The sequence below is a fragment of the Chlorobaculum thiosulfatiphilum genome, assembly GCF_006265165.1.
GTDB classification, from domain to species: domain Bacteria; phylum Bacteroidota; class Chlorobiia; order Chlorobiales; family Chlorobiaceae; genus Chlorobaculum; species Chlorobaculum thiosulfatiphilum.
The window spans coordinates 25852-43777 of the sequence record NZ_VDCH01000005.1 but is presented as its reverse complement, the minus strand read 5'-3'; the positions used below and the strand labels follow the sequence as shown (position 1 = coordinate 43777).

Genomic DNA, 17926 nt, shown 5'->3' with positions numbered 1-17926 from the left:
TCACTCCGTTTATCGCTCGATCAGATCGCCAGCGGCGCGTCTGACCGAATAGGTGTTCATTACATATTCATATCGCGACTGCAAGTTCGCCAGCTCGGCTTCGGCCAGCGTCGCTTCGGCGTCGAGCAGGTCGAGCGTGGTGGCGAGGCCGTTGTCGTAGCGGATTCGCGCGTGCTTGGCCGCCAGGTCGGCCTGCGAAACCTGAAGGCGGGTGGTCTCGATCTTCTCCCGGCTGCTTTGCAGGTCGTTGACCGACTGGCGTACCTCGGCCTGGCTCATCTGCTCGGCGTCGAGCCGCTGCTGCTCGGCCGAGCGCTTCATCGCGGCGGCCTCCCTGAGCGCGGCGCTCCTGCCGAAGCCGTCGAAGATCGGCACCTGAAGCTCCACCCCCGCCGCGACGTTGGTGCGCATCTTGTCGATGTCGGGCACGTAGCCGTTGCTTGTGCCCCACGAGGCGCTGCCCACGATCTTCGGCAGGAACTCACGGGTGGCCAGATTTTTTTTGTACGCCGCCGCCTTGAGATTCTCGCGGGCGAGCATCACCTCCGGCCGGTGGTCGAGCGCCGAGGCGGCAAGCTTGTCGGCATCCATGCCGGCAGCCGAAATGTCGAACGAGCCGCTCAGGTTCAGCGGAGCGTTCTCGTCGAGGCCGCAGAGACGGCGCAGCGTGATCTCCTGATTGCGGAGCCGGGTCTGATAGTCGATCCTGCGGGTGGCGGCTCTCGACAGCCGAACCTGGGTCGTCAGGAGGTCGAAGCGGGTGGCCGCGCCCTCGGCGTAGCGCTTCCCCATGTTGTCGAGATTGGTTCGCAGGGCGGCAACCTCCTTTTCCTGCACGCTGACCGCCTCCTGCAAAAAGAGCACGGAGTAGAAGGTCTGGACGGTCGCCAGCGACAGATCGCGCAGGGTCATATCCTGCCGGATGCTCGCCGAGTTCCGTCCGGCCTTGGCCATATCGACGGTGCTCGAGGTGCGGCCGAAATCGAACAGCATCATCTCGGCGGTAATTCGCGCGTCGTAATTGTCGTTCGGCATGAACTTCATGGCCGCGCCGCCAAAAGATATCTCGGAGACCGGATCGAGGTAGCGGTAGCCAGTCTTGCCCGAAATTTGCGGGAACCAGGCGCTGCGGCTTTCCGTCACTTTCGCATCGGCGGCCTTGACTTCCTCCGAGGCTTGCCGGGCTTTCGGGTTGTGCTCGCGCGTCATGCGGAGCGCGTCGTCGAGCGTCAGCGGCGTTGCGCTGTTTTCAGCCGCCAGCAGAGGCTCGCCCGTCGAAAACGAAACGGCGATGAGGAGCAGGGCGGCGATGGTATTTCTTTTCTTCATGGTATGCTGCGTGTTTGTATCGATACGAACTCAACCTCAACTTTCATGCCATAATTTCTGTTGTGCTCTGATATGCCCTAAGTCTTTTTTATTTGATGACTTATTTGTTTTGATCCGACTTGGGGGCTTTTGATGAATTCTGAAAATTTCAGAATATTCCGCAAACAGCGTTCCGAAAAAATAAGAAATCTGCCCATGAATGCCACCACTTTGCCCGAAGCGCTCAAGCTCATGCAGTATATCGGCGACGCCATCGGCACCATCCGCGACCCGCAGGAGCTGTTCCGCACCGTGACCGACAAGCTTCGGCTCATCTTTCCGTTCGATTCGGCGGTCATCATCACTCTCGACCGCGACCGCCGCCACGTGAGCGTTTTTTTCGAGATGCTGCGCTTCGAGCTGCCCGAAGAGCTTCGGGTGCAGAAGCGCTCCATTGTCGGCACCTGGCTTGAAAGCCACCTCGACGACCGCGCGGTCACGGTCGCCACGATCGCCCGCGACATTCCCTCGTTTGGCCAGGGTGACGCGCCGCTGCTTTGGACGCTGCACGAGCTGGGGATGCGCCAGATCGTGCTCTCGCCGCTCCGGTCTGGCGGGCGGGTGATCGGCTTCCTCAACTTCGTCTCGAAGGAGGAGGAGGCGTGGAGCGAGAGCGACGAGTCGTTGCTCGCCGGGGTTTCCTCCTCCATCGCCATCGCCGTCAGCAACGCGCTCGCCTACGAGGAGCTTCGCCAGCGGGAGGCCGAGACCGCCATGCAGCTCGCCATCAACAACGCGCTGTTCACCATCAAGGATCGCAGCCAGATGCTGCTCACCGTCTGCGAGCAGATCAGCCGCCTCGTGCCCTGCTCCTTTCTCGGTATCCGGGTGGTGGGCCACGACGGCCGCTATCGGATTTTCGACAACTTCATGCGTGAGCCGGGCCAGAGCTTCGCGCCATTCTCGCCGCTCGAACAGCTCGAAATGAGCGTTGATGACCCCGTCGCGCGCGAAAGCGTCGAGGTGATTTCGAGGCCGGGGGTCTATTCGGGCGAGCGCTTCGAGGAACTGTGCCGCGAGTTTCGCCTTGTCGGCATGGTGCGTGAGCGCTTCGGCGTCAGTTCGAGCATCATCGTGCAGCTCTGGGATTTACCGGGCAGCCGCGCGGGCCTCATCATCTCGGGCATCGGCGTGGCGCTCGGCGAGGAGGAGCTGGCCACGGTGCGGCTGATCGTGCCGCAACTCGCGCTCGCTTTGCAGAACTATCTGGCCTTCGACGAAATCGACCGGCTGCGTCGCAAGCTCGAAGGGGAGCGCACGTACCTCGTCGAGGAGATTCGCGAGGCGCACAACTTCGAGGAGATCGTCGGCCAGAGCGCCCCGCTTGCCGAGGTGCTGCGGCGCGTCAGCCAGGTCGCGCCGACCGATGCCACGGTGCTCATCGAGGGCGAGACCGGCACCGGCAAGGAACTCGTCGCCCGCGCGATTCACAACCGCTCGCCGCGCAAGGAGCGGGTGCTGGTGCGGGTCAACTGCGCGGCCCTGCCCGCCTCGCTCATCGAGTCGGAGCTGTTCGGCCACGAAAAGGGGAGCTTCACCGGGGCCGTCGAGCGGCGCATCGGCAAGTTCGAGCTGGCCGATGGCGGCACCATTTTCCTCGACGAAATCGGCGAGCTGCCGCTGGAGTTGCAGTCGAAGCTGCTGCGGGTGTTGCAGGAGAAGGAGCTGGAGCGCATCGGCGGGCGGCGCGTGATTCCTGTCGATGCGCGCGTCATTGCCGCCACCAACCGCGACCTCGAAAAGGAGGTGGCCGCCGGGCGCTTCCGCGAAGACCTCTACTTCCGGCTCAACGCCTTTCCGCTTGCGCTGCCGCCGCTCCGCGAGCGCCGCGACGACATCCCCGTGCTGGCGATGCACTTCGCCCGCAAGTTCGCCCGCGAGTTCGGCAAGCCGGAGCGAGCCATCCGCGAGCGCGACATGCGCGAACTGATCTCGCGCGACTGGCGAGGCAACATCCGCGAACTTTCGCACTGCATCGAACAGGCGGTGATCGTCTCCGAAGGCGAGATGCTTGACTTCACCACGGCGCTGCCGCCACGGAGCGAAAAGCGCGAGCCATCCGCACCATCGGCGATCATGACGATGGCCGAATTCGAGGAGGAGTCGCGCAGCATGGAGCGCAAGCTCATCCTCGACGCCCTCGACCGCGCCGGAGGGCGAGTCAGCGGCGCAGGCGGCGCAGCGGAGCTGCTGAAGATCAACGCAAAGACGCTCTACTCGCGAATCGAGAAGCTCGGAATACGGAAGCGGTACGACGGGGGGTGAGGGGGGACATTTTTCCTTGTTGAAAGAGAGTTGATAGTAAACTGATGGTCATTTGATTTTTTTATTATCTTTTTGTCAATAGTACTTGCCACGCTACCCGTCAGAACAGCGTCCCAGGGCAAGTCTTTTGCATTAAGCCTTACAAGTGTCCACCACCTGTAAGGCTTTTTTTATACCCCTGCCCATGCTTTACAACAAACAGTCTATCTCTCTGCCTCAACAGATTCAGCAACTGAAAGCGCGAGGTCTCGTAATTTCAGATGAATCGACTGCTGAGCACCATTTGCGAAATATCGGTTATTACCGGCTTGCCGGTGACTGGTGGCCCATGCAGTCAGACAAGGTGAACCATGTATTCAAGCCGCGCAGCCGGTTTGAGGATGTTATCGCCCTGTACAGCTTCGACAGCGATTTGAGGCTGCTCGTGTTCAAAGCCATCGAGCGCATTGAGATCGGCCTTCGCACAAGGATGATTAACCACCTCTCGGAGGAAATCGACCCGTGGTGGTTTGAAAATCAGGCGATCTTTATCAACCCCAACGCCTTTAAAACCAATCTAAAATCTCTTGATCGTGAGTTGAGCAAATCGAAAGAGGTCTTCATTCAGGAGCATTTCAAGAAATATCACACAGACCATCGGCGGCCTCCGGCATGGAAGTCGCTTGAGGTAGCCAGCTTCGGGCTTTTGTCCAAATTGTATGGCAATCTCAAGCCAGGGATCAAGTCGAAAGACTCGATAGCACAAGAACTTGGCACGGTCAATCACTCCTTTCTGAAGAGCTGGCTTCAGTCCATTTCGCAAATCAGGAACATCTGCGCTCATCACAGCCGCTTATGGAACAAAAACCTGCCGGGGCGACCGAAACTGATGCCAAATCCTCCTTTGCTGTGGGTTATAGACTCTCCTCACGTTTCAAAACATCATATGCTCTATGTGCATCTGTGTTGCATGACGTATCTGCTCGATGCCGTCAGTCCGGGACACCGATACCCGGAACGCCTGAAGCATCTTTTCTACTCGTACCGGAGCGTTGATCCCAACGCGCTCGGGTTTCCGGAGCGGTGGCAGGCCGATCCATTCTGGCAGTGACCTCTTGATGGATTTGATAGTTCGCGGCGCTGGATTGTTGCTGTCTGTTTGTGCATTTATTAGATTTATACATGATGTGTATAACCGAAACCTTTAACCGCGAACCATCATGAAAACCATTACCCGTCGATTGTTTGCTGTTGTGCTGGCGCCGGGGCTGTTGCTGTCGGCATGTGGCAAGAAGGATGCCGATGCGCCCGGTTCTGCCGGCGTCGAACAGTCGGCTCCCGCCATCGCTGGCCCGTTCACCGGCGTACTCACCATGAAGACCACCATGCCGAATGCCGGCACGAGCGACATGAAGCTCTACATCGGCCCGAAAGGGATGCGCGCCGAAAGCAAGGCCAGCTTCGGCGACCAGAAAAAAGAGGTGTCGATGAGTGTGCTGTCGCTCGCGGACAAGCCCGACACGATCTACATGATCAACAGTGAGACCGGCGACTGCATGGCGTTGGATGTGTCGAAGGTGAAAGAGCAGGATACCGTCGAGGACCCTTACGAAAATGCGAAGTTCGAAAATCTTGGCAAGGAGCGGGTCAACGGTTTCGACTGTAACCATGTCCGGATTTCGTGGCCCGACAAGAAGAGCACCGTCGATCTCTGGGTGAACAAGGATATTCTCGACTATTTCGCCTATGCGCGGATGCAGGGATCGAAAGACCAGAAATATGAGCGTCTCGCCGCAAAGCTGAAGGCAGCGGGTCTCGACGGCTTCCCGGTCAAGACGCTGATTTCGCCGGAGGGCGTGGTGACCGAGCTGGTGAAGGTCGAGCGGATCACTCCGGACGCCAAACTTTTCGAGGTTCCGGCCAACTGCGCAAAAATGGAGATTCCCGCCGTGCCCGCTGGCCCTCAGGGCATGAGCAAGGAGGATGTGAAAAAAATGCAGGACTGGGCGCGCAAAATGCAGCAAACGCAGAAGCAGTAATCGGCAAAACGATGAAACCCCCGGCGATTTCGGGGGTTTCGTGTTTTATGGGGCGAATGGATCGGATGCCGGATCGTCGAGCAGCTCGATGGGGAGGCGGCGGCATCCGTCGGCGATGCCGAGAGCAGCTCCGGCTCTGTTTCGCTCCACGACGCGGTTTCGTTGTCCGGCAGCCCGGATTTTCATCATGCAATCGCTCCATTTTCTTTTTACCTTCGTGAGACAGCGCCCGGCGAGAAAAAGAAAATGAACCATTGAAGACGACGCACACCATCATTCACGGCGACAGCCGCCAGATGAACCTCTTGCCGGATCGATCTGTGCATCTGGTCATCACCTCTCCGCCATACTGGCAGCTCAAGGATTACGGCAGCGAGCGGCAGATCGGCTTTCATGACAGCTACGAAAGCTACATCAACAATCTGAACCTTGTCTGGCGCGAGTGCGACCGGGTGCTCCATCCGGGCTGCCGCCTCTGCATCAACATCGGCGACCAGTTCGCCCGCTCGGTCTATTACGGACGCTATAAAGTCATTCCGATCAGGACGGAGATCATCCGCTTCTGCGAAACCATCGGCCTCGATTACATGGGCGCGATCATCTGGCAGAAGGTTACCACCACCAACACCACCGGTGGCGCGACCATCATGGGCAGCTTTCCCTACCCGCGCAACGGGATTCTCAAGCTCGATTACGAGTTCATCCTCATCTTCAAAAAGCAGGGAACCGCGCCGAAACCCACGCTCGAACAGAAAGAGCGCTCCGCCATGACCAAAGAGGAGTGGAACACCTTTTTCTCCGGCCACTGGAATTTCGCGGGCGCCAAGCAGGACGGCCACATCGCGATGTTTCCCGAAGAGCTTCCGAAGCGGCTCATCAAAATGTTCGCCTTCCAGGGCGACACAGTGCTCGATCCTTTCATGGGCAGCGGTACGACCTTGCTTGCAGCGAAAAATCTCGGACGCAACTCTGTTGGCTACGAAATCAATCCCGAGTTCATCGACATTGCCAAAGTCAAACTCAACACGCAGCAGCAAGACCTCGCCGGAACCGAGTTTCATTTCCGGCAGGATCGTCAGCAAGGCAACATTGCCGACATGCTCGACCGGCTTCCGTACCTCTTCGAAGACCCGCACAAGCTCGACAAAAAGGTCGATCCCCGCAAACTGACCTTCGGCTCGAGAATCGATCAGCGGAACGGAGCGCAACGCGAGGAGTTCTTTACGGTCAGCGATATTCTGACTCCTGAACGGATTCGTCTCTCAAACGGTCTTCTGGTCAGGCTGATCGGCGTGAAAACCGAGGCAGAGAAAAAAGAGCAGGCCATGCGCTTTCTGGCCGAGAAGGTGAGAGGCAAAAAGGTGTTCATGAAATACGACGCCACGAAACACGACGAACAGCGTAATCTGCTTTGTTACCTCTATCTCGAAAACAAAACCTTCGTCAACGCCCATCTCATCAAAAGCGGTTTTGTGGGAATCGACGAGAGTTATGAGTATAAGCACAGGGAGAAATTTTTAACGCTAACCGCTCAAATCGATGGCTAAAGAGTGGATTCTGAACAGCGCCATGAACCGCTTTCAGCTCAACTTCAAAAAGAACGTCGGGCCGACCTCCGAATCGATCAGGAAGTGTTCGCCGAAAAATCTCGAGGAGTGGCGCGACTGTTATTACGCGCAGGTCAGGCCGGAAGAGCATATCGTCGAACTCGGTAAACGGCTCTATGTAAAAATAACGGAAGTGATTCAGTCCGAAGTGGCCGAGGTTTCTGAAGAGGACTGCATTCAGTACATGAAGCAGCTCGTCATCGACAGGACGTATGATGGCTACGTGACTGAAATCCAGACCGTTTACGGTCAGTTACAGCACAAACTTGGCGTGAAAATCGAGTCAGCCCTGGATGAATGGGATCGCTTGTACAATGTTGACTTTTTCATCAGCGTCAACCAGCATTATATCGGATTGCAGATCAAGCCGATTACCTTTGGCGGCGGTGCTCCGCAACTTCCCAAGATTTTCAAGGAGAAGTCCATTCAGGAAGAGACGCACAAAGCGTTCAGCGAGAAATTCGGCGGCAAGGTGTTTTATGTTTACTCAGCAAAAACCGGTGAGAAAAAAGAGATTTGCAATCCCGAAGTCATCGGCGAGATCGAAGCGGAGATAAAGCGCCTTTCGTGAGAATTTCCTGAAAATCGAATCATATTGAGACTACCCCTTGATTATCCGGTTCCGCTTATCTTCTTCTTCCTGAACTCGAACGCCACCCGCTTTGCCTCGTATCCGGCGCGAAGCTTTTACCCGCACACCTCGCGGATGGCGCGGGCGATGATGGGGATGCCTCGTTCGATTTCGGCGGGGGTGTTGTTGCAGTAGGAGAGGCGCATGGTGTTGTTGCGCTTGCCTGCGGGGTCGAAGGTGCTGCCGGTGACGAACACCGCGCCGCCTTCGATGGCTCGCTTGAGTATCTCGGTAGCATCGGCTCCTTCCGGCAGGGTGAGCCAGATGTAGAAGCCGCCTTTCGGTTCGTTCCAGCGGACGTACTCCGGCAGGTGCTTGCGGAGGGCGTTGGTCATGCTGGCGGCGCGGTGCTTGTACTCCTCGCGCACGGTGGCGATGTAGCCGTCGATCTTGCCGGAGCGGATGAAGGCGTCGGCGATGACCTGCGAGAAGCTCGGCGAGCAGGCGTCGGCGGATTGCTTGATCAGCTCGCACTTTTCGTAAATCGCTTCCGGCGCGAGCAGCCAGCCGAGGCGCAGGCCGGGGCCGAGAATTTTGGAGAAGGAACCCATGTAGCAGATGTCGATGCCTTCGGGGTCGAGCGCCTTGATCGGCGTCAGCCGCTCGCGATCCTCCTCGCTGAACCAGAGGTCGCCGTAAGCGTCGTCCTCGATGAGCGGGATGTCGCGCCCCTGCAACGCCTCGACAAGCTCACGCTTGCGCTCCGAGGTGTAGAGCATTCCCGCCGGGTTGTGGAAGTACGGCGTGATGTAGAGAAACTTCGCCGGATCGGGCCGCGCGGCCTCCTTTCGCAGCATGGCGATGTCGAGGCCCTCCTCGTCCACCGGAATCGAGACGATCTGTGCCCCGGCGGAGCGGAAGGCCGCGATGGCTCCGATGAAGCAGGGATACTCGGTGAGCACCTGGTCGCCGGGATCGACGAAGGCGCGCGCGACGATGCTCAGCGCCTGCTGCGAGCCGGTGGTGATCATGAGCCGGTTCTTTTTCACCGGCAGACCTTTGCGTTCGAGGAATCCGCCGAGCGATTCGAGCAGGGAGGGCAGGCCGGGCGTCGGGCCGTACTGGAACGCGGCCTGCTTGGTTTTCGTGTCGAGTCCCCGGAACAGCTCCTCCACCTCATCTACCGGAAACAGTTCGTTGCCCGGCATTCCTCCGGCGAACGAAATGATGTCAGGGCGCGAAGCGAGGCTCATCAGCTCCCGGATAGCCGAGGAGCGCAGTGCCGAAACGGAGGTCGAAAATCGTGGCATTGGTTATTGTTTAGTCTGAACTACAGATTTTTGAATCATCCGGGTTTGAACCTGTTGTCTTCAGGATGGCTTCAGCCGTCCGGATAATTCAAACCTCTTGCATTCACATTGCCCCGGACTTCAGTCCGGGGGGATCGAAGAAGCGATAAAATTACTCCTGCGACAATACATCGCAAAAACCATCGCAGTAAGGGATTGGGCTAAAGCCCTGATTTATTATGCTTTATCCGCATACCCCGGACTAAAGTCCGGGGCAATTGTTAAGAGTTTTAATCGCCTGAGAATAAATGAGCCTCCGTAACCCCCGGCTGAAGCCGGGGGCAACTGTAGAAAGAGAATTGAGAAGATTCTCAACCATTCATTGTTACATGATTCAGGCTATCGTCAGCTTCCTTTTTCTTCCTTGCAGTCCTTGTTGTCCCTTCCGTCTTTCCCTCAAATCTGGTACACGTCGCCCGCCTTCAGCAACTCCATCTTGTGCAATTGCAGCACCTCGATGGCCTTCTGCGGCGTATCGGTTCGGATGACGGCGCTCGCCCGGTCGTCGCCCGACGCGAAGGCGTACATGTACTCGATCGAGATGCCGTTGTCGGTCAGGATTTGCAAGGCGTGGTGCAGGCTGCCCGGCTTGTTGGGCATGATCATGCCGATGACGTCGGTAATTTTTACCGCGAATCCCTGCTCTTTCAGGACTTTTTCGGCCAGCTCGGGCTTGCCGGTGATGACGCGCAGGATGCCGAAATCGGTGGTGTCGGCGATGCTGAAGGCCGAGATGTTGATGTCGTTTTCGGCCAAAATGCCGGTCAGTTCGGTGAGCCGTCCGGCGCGGTTTTCGAGAAACACCGAGAGTTGTTTGATGATCATGGAGTCCTCCCTTTATTTGAGTTTCCGTTTGTCAACCACGCGTTGCGCCTTGCCCTGGCTGCGCTCGATCGTGCCGGGTTCGACCAGCCTCACGCTGGCGTGCAGGCCGAGGAGGCTCGCCAGGTTGCCGCTGATGCGCTTGCGCAGACCTTCCAGCTCCTTGACCTCGTCGGAGAAGAACTGGTCTTCGACTTCGACCTGAATTTCGAGCGTGTCGAGGTTGTTTTCGCGCTCCACCACGAGCAGGTAGTGCGGCCTGGTTTCGCTCATTTCGAGCAGCACCGATTCGACCTGCGACGGGAAGACGTTCACGCCGCGAATGATGAGCATGTCGTCCGATCGGCCCACGCACTTCTCCATGCGCACCAGCGTACGTCCGCAATCGCAGCGCTCGACGTGCAGGCGCGTGAGGTCGCGGGTGCGGTAGCGCAGGAGCGGCAACGCCTCCTTGGTGACGGTGGTGAAGACCAGTTCGCCAAGCTCGCCGTACGGCAGCACCTCGCCGGTTTCCGGATCGATGATCTCCGGGATGAAGTGATCCTCGAAGACGTGCATTCCGTGCTGGACGCCGCACTCCATCGAGACGCCCGGCCCGATCACCTCGGAAAGTCCGTAGATGTCGTAAGCCTTGAGGCCGAGCAGTTGCTGGATCTGTGCGCGCATCTCCTCCGTCCACGGTTCCGCGCCGAAGATGCCCGCCTTGAGCTTGATCTTCGAGCGGTCGAGCTTCTCCTCCATGATCGCCTCGCCGAGGTAGGCGGCGTAGGAGGGGGTGCAGGCGATGGCCGTCGAGCCGAAATCCTCCAGAAGCTGGAGCTGCTTTTTGGTGTTGCCGCCGGAGATCGGAATGACCGAAGCTCCGACCTTTTCGGCGCCGTAGTGCAGGCCGAGTCCGCCGGTGAAGAGGCCGTAGCCGTAGGCGACCTGGATGATGTCGTGCTTGGTGACCCCGGCCATCGTGAGCGAGCGGGCGACCACTTCCGACCACATCTGGATGTCGTTATGGGTGTAGCCGACGACGGTTGACTTGCCGGTGGTGCCGCTCGATGCGTGGAAGCGTACGACGTCTTGTTGGGGAACGGCGAAGAGTCCGAACGGGTAGTTGTCGCGCAAGTCCTGCTTGGTGGTGAACGGCAGCGTTTTCAGGTCGTCGATCGAACGGATGTCGCCCGGCTCTATGCCCATCTCCTGAAGCTTGTTGCGGTAGAAGGGCACGCGGAGGTAGATGCGTTCCACCATGTTCCGCAGGCGCTCGCCTTGCAGTTCGGCCAGCGGCTGGCGATCCATGCACTCGTGATGCTCGTTCCAGATCATGTGGTGGTGTGGTTATGCGTTGGAAAGTTGCACTCCGGCGCGGAATGCCCTGATGTTGATTTCGACGATCTCCCGCCCTTTCGAGCCGAACAAGGCCTCGATGCCCGCTTCGAGTTTCGATGGCGCGATGCCGGTGAATGGCGCGCCCGCGCCCAGCATGACCATGTTCGAGGCCCTTGCGCTTCCGGCCTCCCGGGCCAGTTCGGCGGCGTGAACCAGTACCGGACGATCGGTCTTGCCCAGTTCGGCTTCGATCTCCTCCATCGACGGGTAGCCGGTCATGTTCACGAACGGGTCGAGCGAGGTGACGACGCGACCCGAGGGGGCGAGGTATGGCAGGTAACGGAGCGCTTCGAGCGGTTCGACCGACAGGATGAGGTCAGCCGTGCCGAGTCCGATGAGGTCGGCGAAGATCTCCTGATCCGAAATGCGCAGGTGCGACTGCACCGCTCCGCCGCGCTGGCTCATGCCGTGCACCTCCGCCTGGCGGAGGTTGAGTCCCTCCTGGAGGGCCGCCCAGTCGATGACCGCGGCGATGCTGAGGATTCCCTGACCGCCAACACCGGCGAGAATGATGTTTTTCTGCATGTCTGTTTACTGCCCTGTGGCCGCCGAGCGGCGTTTCTTTTTTGCTGCCGTCTCGATGCACTCGCGCCGGACGATGACGACCGAGACCCCGTCGTAGGCGAACTCCTCGCGCAGCACGGCGACATTCTCGTCGAGATGCTGGCGCAGCGGCGTGATGGTTCTGATGCGCGCCTGTTCGACGCCGAGGCCGAGGCATATCTTCACCAGTTTCGAGCCTGACGCCGACGAGCACTGCCCGCCGGTCATGGCGGTGGTGTCGTTGTCGGCGATGATCACCGTGACCGGCGCACGGTCGTTGACCGCGTCGAGCAGACCGGTCATGCCGGAGTGGGCGAAGGTCGAGTCGCCGATGACGCATACGGCCGGACGAAGCCCCGCATCGGCAGCCCCCTTGGCCATGGTGATGGACGCGCCCATGTCCACGCAGGTGTGGATCGCGTTGTAGGGCGGCAGCGCTCCGAGCGTGTAGCAGCCGATGTCCGAAAAAACATGGTGATCGGCGTTTTCCCTGATGGCGATGTTGATCGCGTCGAACATGTCGCGGTGGCCGCAACCCTTGCAAAGCTCCGGCGGACGGTTGGCCACGATCTCCGGCACGGCGGCGATCTCCGGCAGCTTTACGCCAAGCGCCGCAGCCACCAGGTCGGTGGTCAGTTCGCCGTCACGCGGCAGCGCGCCGTCCAGCCGCCCGCGAACCTTCGGCGAGCCGAAATAGCCTCGGAAAAGCTCTTCGTAAACCGGATAGCCCTCCTCGACGACAAGCACTTCGGAGCAGGCCTCGAACAGTTCGTTCACCTGCGTCCGTGGCGGCGGATACTGGCCGATCTTCAGCAGCCGACACTCGATGCCGTGGGCTTTCCGCGCCTCCATCGCATAATTGTATCCGATGCCGAAAGCGATAATGCCAAGCGGGCCGCGCCCCTCGACCGGCCGGTTGAGGAACGACGACTCCGACAGCGCTTCGAGCTTCGGCTGGAGGTCGAGCAGATGGCGGTACTGCGCACGGGCGTTGTGCGGCATGAGCACGAACCGGCCGGGCGCGTACTCGGCGTTGAGCCGGTTCTGCTCCACCGGGGCTTTCAGTTCGACGCCCGCGCGAGAGTGTGACAGGCGCGTGGCCAGCCGCACGACGACCGGCAGCTTCACCGATTCGGAGAGTTCGAAAGCGTGGAACATCGCGTCGTACAGCTCCTGCTGCGAGGCCGGCTCGAGCACCGGCGTCATGGCGAAACGTCCGTAAACCCTGCTGTCCTGCTCGTTCTGCGATGAGTGCATCGACGGATCGTCGGCCACGGCGAGCACCAGCCCGCCGTTCACGCCGGTGATGGCCGAGTTCATGAAAGCGTCCGCCGCCACGTTCAGCCCCACGTGCTTCATGCACACGAGGCTCCGCTTTCCGGCGTACGACATGCCGAGCGCCGCTTCGTAGGCGGTCTTTTCGTTCGCCGACCAGGCGGCGCGAATGGCTCTTTGGCGAGCCAGCGAGGAACGCTGGATGTATTCGGTGATTTCAGTGGACGGGGTGCCGGGATAGGCATAGACGCCGGACAGCCCGGCATCGATCGCGCCCTGCGCGACAGCCTCGGCGCCAAGAAGAAGTAAACGACTGCGATTCATCTGCGGATTCAAACTTGATCAATTGACAAAGATCAGAAAAATTTAAAACAAAGCGAGCCAGAAAAAACGACAAGGCCGTCCGCAGCTCACAGAAGAGCGCCGGACACCAGTTTTGGCTGGAAAGATAGTGCGGTTGGCGTTTTTTTTCTTGAAATGTTTCAAACGCAGAGGCGCTGAAATCATCGACCGCCGAGTTTGCGAAAGCCGTGACGATGACGGCTCGTTCGGTTTGATTCCGGGAGGATTGTCAGAGGCTGTCTCAGAAGCAGAGGGCGAGTCGTTTTTTTTTGTGCTGTTCAGTTTGTTTGCACTTTCATTCTGAGTCTGAGGCAGTCGGGCGAAGAATCAGGAAAATTCTCGTAAGATACTGCAATGCATTCGGTTATCATCAAACCTGCAAGAAACAGGACTCTTCACTTCTGCATCTCCTTCTTCCTGAACTCGATCGCGAGCCACTTCTCCTCGTATCCGGCGTGGGCGACTTTCATTCCGGCAAGGAAGGTTGGCAGCACGACGCCTTTCTGGTAGTTGCCGATGCGCACGGTCAGCGAGTCGCCGACCTGCGTGACGTTGGCTTCCATGCGGTTGTCGAAGACGAAGGGCAGGCGCAGCTTCATCTCGTAGTGGCCGTCGCCGATTTTGGTGATCTCCGTGTGCTCTTCGTGGTAGAAAATATCGAGCGGGTTGCGGTCGCCGTAAACCGTTTCGCCGACGAGTTTGAGCATGTCGAGACCGAGCACCTCGGTGCGGAAAAGCGGCACTTTGGTGATGGGAATCGGCGCGAAGGAGGATTCGATCTGCTCCATGTACTTCTTCTGAATCTCTTTCCAGCCTTTGAAATACTGCCCGTCAACGTCGTCCATATAAACGCGGTTGATGACGATCTGGTCAACCGTGATGCCGTAAAGGTTCAGGTAGGTGAGCGCCCGCATCGACTCCTTGATGACCATTTTTTCGGGATTCATGACCAGCCGGACGGTGGTTTTCGAGTCGTCCGAGAGGAGTTCGATGATTCCATCGACCGACGAAAAGAGGTGATCGACCTGGTCATAGACTTCGGTGTCGGGCACGAAGTCGTGCAGGCGACTGATGCGTTTGGAGAGCGGACGGATCATCGGTTTGACGACGTACTTCTCCATGTTGCGCATGAGCTTGAGCATCCAGCCGAAGGTCTCCGGAATGGAGAGCAGGCGTAGCGTTTCGCCGGTCGGGGCGCAGTCCACCACGAGCAGGTCGTACTCGTTCGACTCGTTGTATCGCTTGATGTAAGAGAGCGAAAACAGCTCCTCCATGCCCGGCAATACGCCCATCTCCTCGACGTAAATTCCCTCGATGCCCTGCACCTGCATGAGGTGGGCGAAGTGCTCGCGCACCACCTCCCAGTTGAGCGACAGGTCGCCGTAAACGCTCACCTCCTGGCCCCAGAGGTTTTCGGCCACTTTCACCGGCGAGGGGCCGAGTTCGATGTCGAAGGAGTCGCCGAGGCTGTGGGCGGGATCGGTGGAGATAATGAGGGTTTTGTATCCGAGAGCCGCGGCCCGCACGGCGGTGGCCGCTGCGATGGAGGTTTTGCCGACGCCACCTTTGCCGGTAAACACGATGTTTCTCATGACGCCTCCTCGGGAGGATGGTTTTTTTCCGCCAGTGAACGGACGTAATGAAGAGAACCGGTTCGAGGGATTGAAAAGTTCAGATTTGCGTGAAGGCGCCCGGCGCTGCAGGGGCGGCTCTTGTGGCCGCCCAGCGATTTGAGTTCTTGTCGTTGTATCCTCGCAGATCAGATCAGGGGCTGTCTCAAAAGTGTTCGCTCAATAAGTTTTCCTGATTTTCTCTGTCATTCTGAGTCCGGCGCAGTCGGGCGAAGAATCCAGATTAATCTTGTAACACATTACGGAATAGTCGCTTATTGCGAATCTCCGAAAAATGGATTCTTCACTGCGTTCAGAATGACAATAGATATAAAGACTTGACTTGTCGTGATCGAGTGACGCTTGAAACAGCCTCCTGTTCGGAAGATCAGCGCGTCAGCTTCCGGCACTTTTGGGGCGGATTTTCCGTTTATGCGAAATCGGGATCGATTCCGGTCAAGTCATGGCTCTTTTTTATGGTAAAAATGCACTGACGCTTGATTAATTATGAGTATATGGTTATAGTTGAGACGCATGATTCGCGGCATCCAGTTCACGCTTTTTGTTTGCGCAGCCCGGCAGCCGTTGCCGGAATTTTCTGGGATTATGATTGTGTCATGATCGCGGGCATGTCTTCACGTATTTATCAGCGTATTCATTCAGGTTTCCGTGCTGTGGAATAGCCGTCGGCATCTGTTTTTCGGCGCGCACAGGATTGCCTGTGATGTATATTTGGTTTAACAATTGAAAATTCTGACGCTCTATGGCAAAAGTTGTCGTTTTGGGAGCTGGTGTTTCGGGGCATACCTGCGCTTCGTTTCTCAAGAAAAAGCTTGGAAAGCAGCATGAAGTGGTGGTGGTTTCGCCCAACAGCTATTACCAGTGGATTCCGTCGAACATCTGGGTCGGCGTGGGCCAGATGACCATCGACGATGTGCGCTTCAAGCTCAAAAAGGTCTATGACCGCTGGGGCATCGACTTCAAGCAGGCCAAGGCGCTGTCGATTCATCCCGAAGGCGACGCCTCCACCAGCAAGGGTTACGTCACTATCGAATACACCGACGAGGAGTACGCCGGTTACACCGAGACGGTCGATTACGACTACCTGGTCAACGCCACCGGCCCGAAGCTGAACTTCGAGGCCACCGAAGGACTCGGGCCCGACAAGAACAGTATGTCGGTCTGTACGTACAGCCATGCGGCCCACGCATGGGAGGAGTTGCAGAAAAGCATCGAGAAGATGAAGAGCGGTCAGAAGCAGCGCTTTCTCATTGGCACCGGCCATGCGATGGCCACCTGCCAGGGCGCGGCCTTCGAGTACATTCTGAATATCGCTCACGAAATCGCCTCGCTCGGCCTCAGCCACATGGCGGAGATTACCTGGATTTCAAACGAGTACGAGCTGGGCGATTTCGGCATGGGCGGCGCGTTCATCAAGCGAGGCGGTTACATCACTCCGACGAAGATTTTCACCGAATCGCTGCTTGCCGAATACGGCATCAAGTGGATTCGCCGCGCGGGCGTTTTCAAGGTGGAGCCGGGCGTGGCGCATTATGAAACGCTGGATGGCGAAATGCTGACGCAGGAGTTCGATTTCTCCATGCTCATTCCGTCGTTCTCCGGCGTCGGCCTCACCGCTTTCGACAAGAGCGGTAACGACATCACCGACAAGATGTTCCTGCCGAACAAGTTCATGAAGGTCGATGCCGATTACAAGGCAAAATCCTTCGACGAGTGGAGCGCTGGCGACTGGCCGACCATCTACCAGACGCCGATGTACAGCAACATTTACGCCGCGGGCATCGCCTTCGCGCCGCCGCACCCGATCTCCAAGCCCATGACGAGCGCCAATGGCCGGCAGATTTTCCCGACGCCGCCGCGCACCGGAATGCCGTCGGGCGTTATCGGCAAGATCGTTGCGCTCAACATCTCCGAGCAGATCAAGGGTGGTCACAAGGAGCACCACCACCGGGCCTCGATGGCCCGCATGGGCGCGGCCTGCATCGTGTCGGGCGGCTTCGGCTCGTTCGACGGACTCGGCGCATCGATGACCGTGTTCCCCATCGTGCCCGACTGGGAGAAGTATCCGGAGTGGGGTCGCGACATGACCTATTCGGTCGGCGAAGCCGGTCTGGCCGGTCACTGGCTGAAGTTCATTCTGCACTACCTTTTCTTCCACAAGGCGAAGGGCTACCCGTTCTGGTGGCTCATTCCGGAGTGAGGATCGATCAGCGCAACCTGTAACATTCATTGTAACCTAACGTTATTGACCAATGGGCAACTATAAATTCAAGGCATACTACGACGAAGCCTATCCGCCGGTGCCCGACAAGGCAACGCTTTTCTGGCGCAAGTTCGTGCCGTGGCAGCTCTTCAGGTTTCTCATCCTGAACATCAAGATGATCCGCATCGTCGCAGGCGGCCACTCCTGATCGTCGCCTCGCGCATTTTCGGGAATCTGCAAAAGCCCCGGACGCTCCGCTAAAATTCGCGAGCGTCCGGGGCTTTTTCGTTTCCCGGCGGGAAGCTACGGCTCGGTGCGAGATTGTTTCCGCCCGCTCCTCGCATTGCCAAATGACTGTTGATTACGTACGTCGGTTGAGAGCTTAAAGACAGAAAGGACGGAAGGGACAAAAAAGACTGAAGGGACGGAAATGGATAACAAAAATGTATGCCTACGCCAGATATCGCAGGTTGTTCTCTTATCAAAAGTCCGAGATGGTTTATGATGCAACCGTCTGTTTTACGCGGCGCTTTTATGGCGGCTCGTTCCGGG

At 58.2% G+C, this 17926-nt stretch carries 15 protein-coding genes; 8 read left to right on the top strand and 7 right to left on the bottom strand.

Features of this window, described 5'->3' with window-relative positions; all coding sequences use genetic code 11:
- Positions 1-9: 9 nt before the first annotated feature.
- A complete protein-coding gene (locus tag FGF66_RS03835) occupies positions 10-1329 on the bottom strand; it encodes a TolC family protein (protein ID WP_139456381.1) in 1320 nt (439 codons plus the stop codon).
- A gap of 195 nt (positions 1330-1524) precedes the next feature.
- Between FGF66_RS03835 and FGF66_RS03830 the strand changes: the two genes are divergently transcribed.
- The 5 genes from FGF66_RS03830 to FGF66_RS03810 all read left to right on the top strand — a co-directional run bounded on the left by FGF66_RS03830 (position 1525) and on the right by FGF66_RS03810 (position 7829).
- Complete coding sequence (locus FGF66_RS03830; RefSeq protein WP_170181198.1) at positions 1525-3633, top strand: sigma-54-dependent Fis family transcriptional regulator; 2109 nt, start codon at positions 1525-1527, stop codon at positions 3631-3633.
- A 184-nt stretch (positions 3634-3817) separates the two neighbouring features.
- A complete protein-coding gene (locus FGF66_RS03825) occupies positions 3818-4723 on the top strand; it encodes an Abi family protein (protein ID WP_139456379.1) in 906 nt (301 codons plus the stop codon).
- A 109-nt stretch (positions 4724-4832) separates the two neighbouring features.
- Positions 4833-5651, top strand: coding sequence for a DUF4412 domain-containing protein (locus FGF66_RS03820; protein WP_139456378.1), 819 nt, complete (start codon positions 4833-4835; stop codon positions 5649-5651).
- A gap of 296 nt (positions 5652-5947) precedes the next feature.
- Positions 5948-7198, top strand: a complete 1251-nt coding sequence (locus FGF66_RS03815; RefSeq protein WP_139456461.1) for a DNA methyltransferase — start codon at positions 5948-5950, stop codon at positions 7196-7198.
- Positions 7191-7829, top strand: a complete 639-nt coding sequence (locus FGF66_RS03810) for an MjaI family restriction endonuclease (RefSeq protein WP_139456377.1) — start codon at positions 7191-7193, stop codon at positions 7827-7829. Before FGF66_RS03815 ends, FGF66_RS03810 begins: the two co-directional genes overlap by 8 nt.
- Positions 7830-7945: 116 nt before the next feature.
- Here the strand turns inward: FGF66_RS03810 and FGF66_RS03805 are convergent, their stop codons facing one another.
- From FGF66_RS03805 to FGF66_RS03785, 5 genes are all read right to left on the bottom strand, one after another.
- Complete coding sequence (locus FGF66_RS03805; RefSeq protein ID WP_139456376.1) at positions 7946-9139, bottom strand: aminotransferase-like domain-containing protein; 1194 nt, start codon at positions 9137-9139, stop codon at positions 7946-7948.
- 435 nt (positions 9140-9574) lie between these two features.
- Positions 9575-10003, bottom strand: coding sequence for an ACT domain-containing protein (locus tag FGF66_RS03800; protein ID WP_139456375.1), 429 nt, complete (start codon positions 10001-10003; stop codon positions 9575-9577).
- 12 nt (positions 10004-10015) lie between these two features.
- On the bottom strand, positions 10016-11317 hold the full coding sequence (locus tag FGF66_RS03795) for a phenylacetate--CoA ligase (protein WP_139456374.1): 1302 nt from the start codon (positions 11315-11317) through the stop codon (positions 10016-10018).
- 12 nt (positions 11318-11329) lie between these two features.
- A complete protein-coding gene (locus FGF66_RS03790; RefSeq protein ID WP_139456373.1) occupies positions 11330-11905 on the bottom strand; it encodes an indolepyruvate oxidoreductase subunit beta in 576 nt (191 codons plus the stop codon).
- A gap of 6 nt (positions 11906-11911) precedes the next feature.
- Positions 11912-13522 carry a thiamine pyrophosphate-dependent enzyme gene (locus FGF66_RS03785; protein WP_139456372.1) on the bottom strand — a complete coding sequence of 537 codons (1611 nt, stop codon included), beginning with the start codon at positions 13520-13522 and terminating at the stop codon, positions 11912-11914.
- Between the two features lie 112 nt (positions 13523-13634).
- Here FGF66_RS03785 and FGF66_RS12580 point away from each other — a divergent pair, with 112 nt between their 5' ends.
- Entirely contained in the window at positions 13635-13844 is a 210-nt protein-coding gene (locus tag FGF66_RS12580) for a hypothetical protein (RefSeq protein ID WP_170181197.1), read from the top strand.
- A gap of 91 nt (positions 13845-13935) precedes the next feature.
- Here the strand turns inward: FGF66_RS12580 and FGF66_RS03780 are convergent, their stop codons facing one another.
- Complete coding sequence (locus FGF66_RS03780; protein ID WP_139456371.1) at positions 13936-15132, bottom strand: ArsA family ATPase; 1197 nt, start codon at positions 15130-15132, stop codon at positions 13936-13938.
- Positions 15133-15913: 781 nt separating this feature from the next.
- Between FGF66_RS03780 and FGF66_RS03775 the strand changes: the two genes are divergently transcribed.
- Entirely contained in the window at positions 15914-17371 is a 1458-nt protein-coding gene (locus FGF66_RS03775; protein WP_139456370.1) for an NAD(P)/FAD-dependent oxidoreductase, read from the top strand.
- Between the two features lie 52 nt (positions 17372-17423).
- Entirely contained in the window at positions 17424-17582 is a 159-nt protein-coding gene (locus tag FGF66_RS03770) for a hypothetical protein (RefSeq protein ID WP_129052525.1), read from the top strand.
- Positions 17583-17926 lie beyond the last annotated feature (344 nt).

Coding starts and splice junctions, on each gene's coding strand:
- FGF66_RS03835 (WP_139456381.1), bottom strand. CDS start 1,329: ATGAAGAAAAGAAATACCATCGCCGCCCTGCTCCTCATCGCCGTTTCG.
- FGF66_RS03830 (WP_170181198.1), top strand. CDS start 1,525: ATGAATGCCACCACTTTGCCCGAAGCGCTCAAGCTCATGCAGTATATC.
- FGF66_RS03825 (WP_139456379.1), top strand. CDS start 3,818: ATGCTTTACAACAAACAGTCTATCTCTCTGCCTCAACAGATTCAGCAA.
- FGF66_RS03820 (WP_139456378.1), top strand. CDS start 4,833: ATGAAAACCATTACCCGTCGATTGTTTGCTGTTGTGCTGGCGCCGGGG.
- FGF66_RS03815 (WP_139456461.1), top strand. CDS start 5,948: ATGAACCTCTTGCCGGATCGATCTGTGCATCTGGTCATCACCTCTCCG.
- FGF66_RS03810 (WP_139456377.1), top strand. CDS start 7,191: ATGGCTAAAGAGTGGATTCTGAACAGCGCCATGAACCGCTTTCAGCTC.
- FGF66_RS03805 (WP_139456376.1), bottom strand. CDS start 9,139: ATGCCACGATTTTCGACCTCCGTTTCGGCACTGCGCTCCTCGGCTATC.
- FGF66_RS03800 (WP_139456375.1), bottom strand. CDS start 10,003: ATGATCATCAAACAACTCTCGGTGTTTCTCGAAAACCGCGCCGGACGG.
- FGF66_RS03795 (WP_139456374.1), bottom strand. CDS start 11,317: ATGATCTGGAACGAGCATCACGAGTGCATGGATCGCCAGCCGCTGGCC.
- FGF66_RS03790 (WP_139456373.1), bottom strand. CDS start 11,905: ATGCAGAAAAACATCATTCTCGCCGGTGTTGGCGGTCAGGGAATCCTC.
- FGF66_RS03785 (WP_139456372.1), bottom strand. CDS start 13,522: ATGAATCGCAGTCGTTTACTTCTTCTTGGCGCCGAGGCTGTCGCGCAG.
- FGF66_RS03780 (WP_139456371.1), bottom strand. CDS start 15,132: ATGAGAAACATCGTGTTTACCGGCAAAGGTGGCGTCGGCAAAACCTCC.
- FGF66_RS03775 (WP_139456370.1), top strand. CDS start 15,914: ATGGCAAAAGTTGTCGTTTTGGGAGCTGGTGTTTCGGGGCATACCTGC.
- FGF66_RS03770 (WP_129052525.1), top strand. CDS start 17,424: ATGGGCAACTATAAATTCAAGGCATACTACGACGAAGCCTATCCGCCG.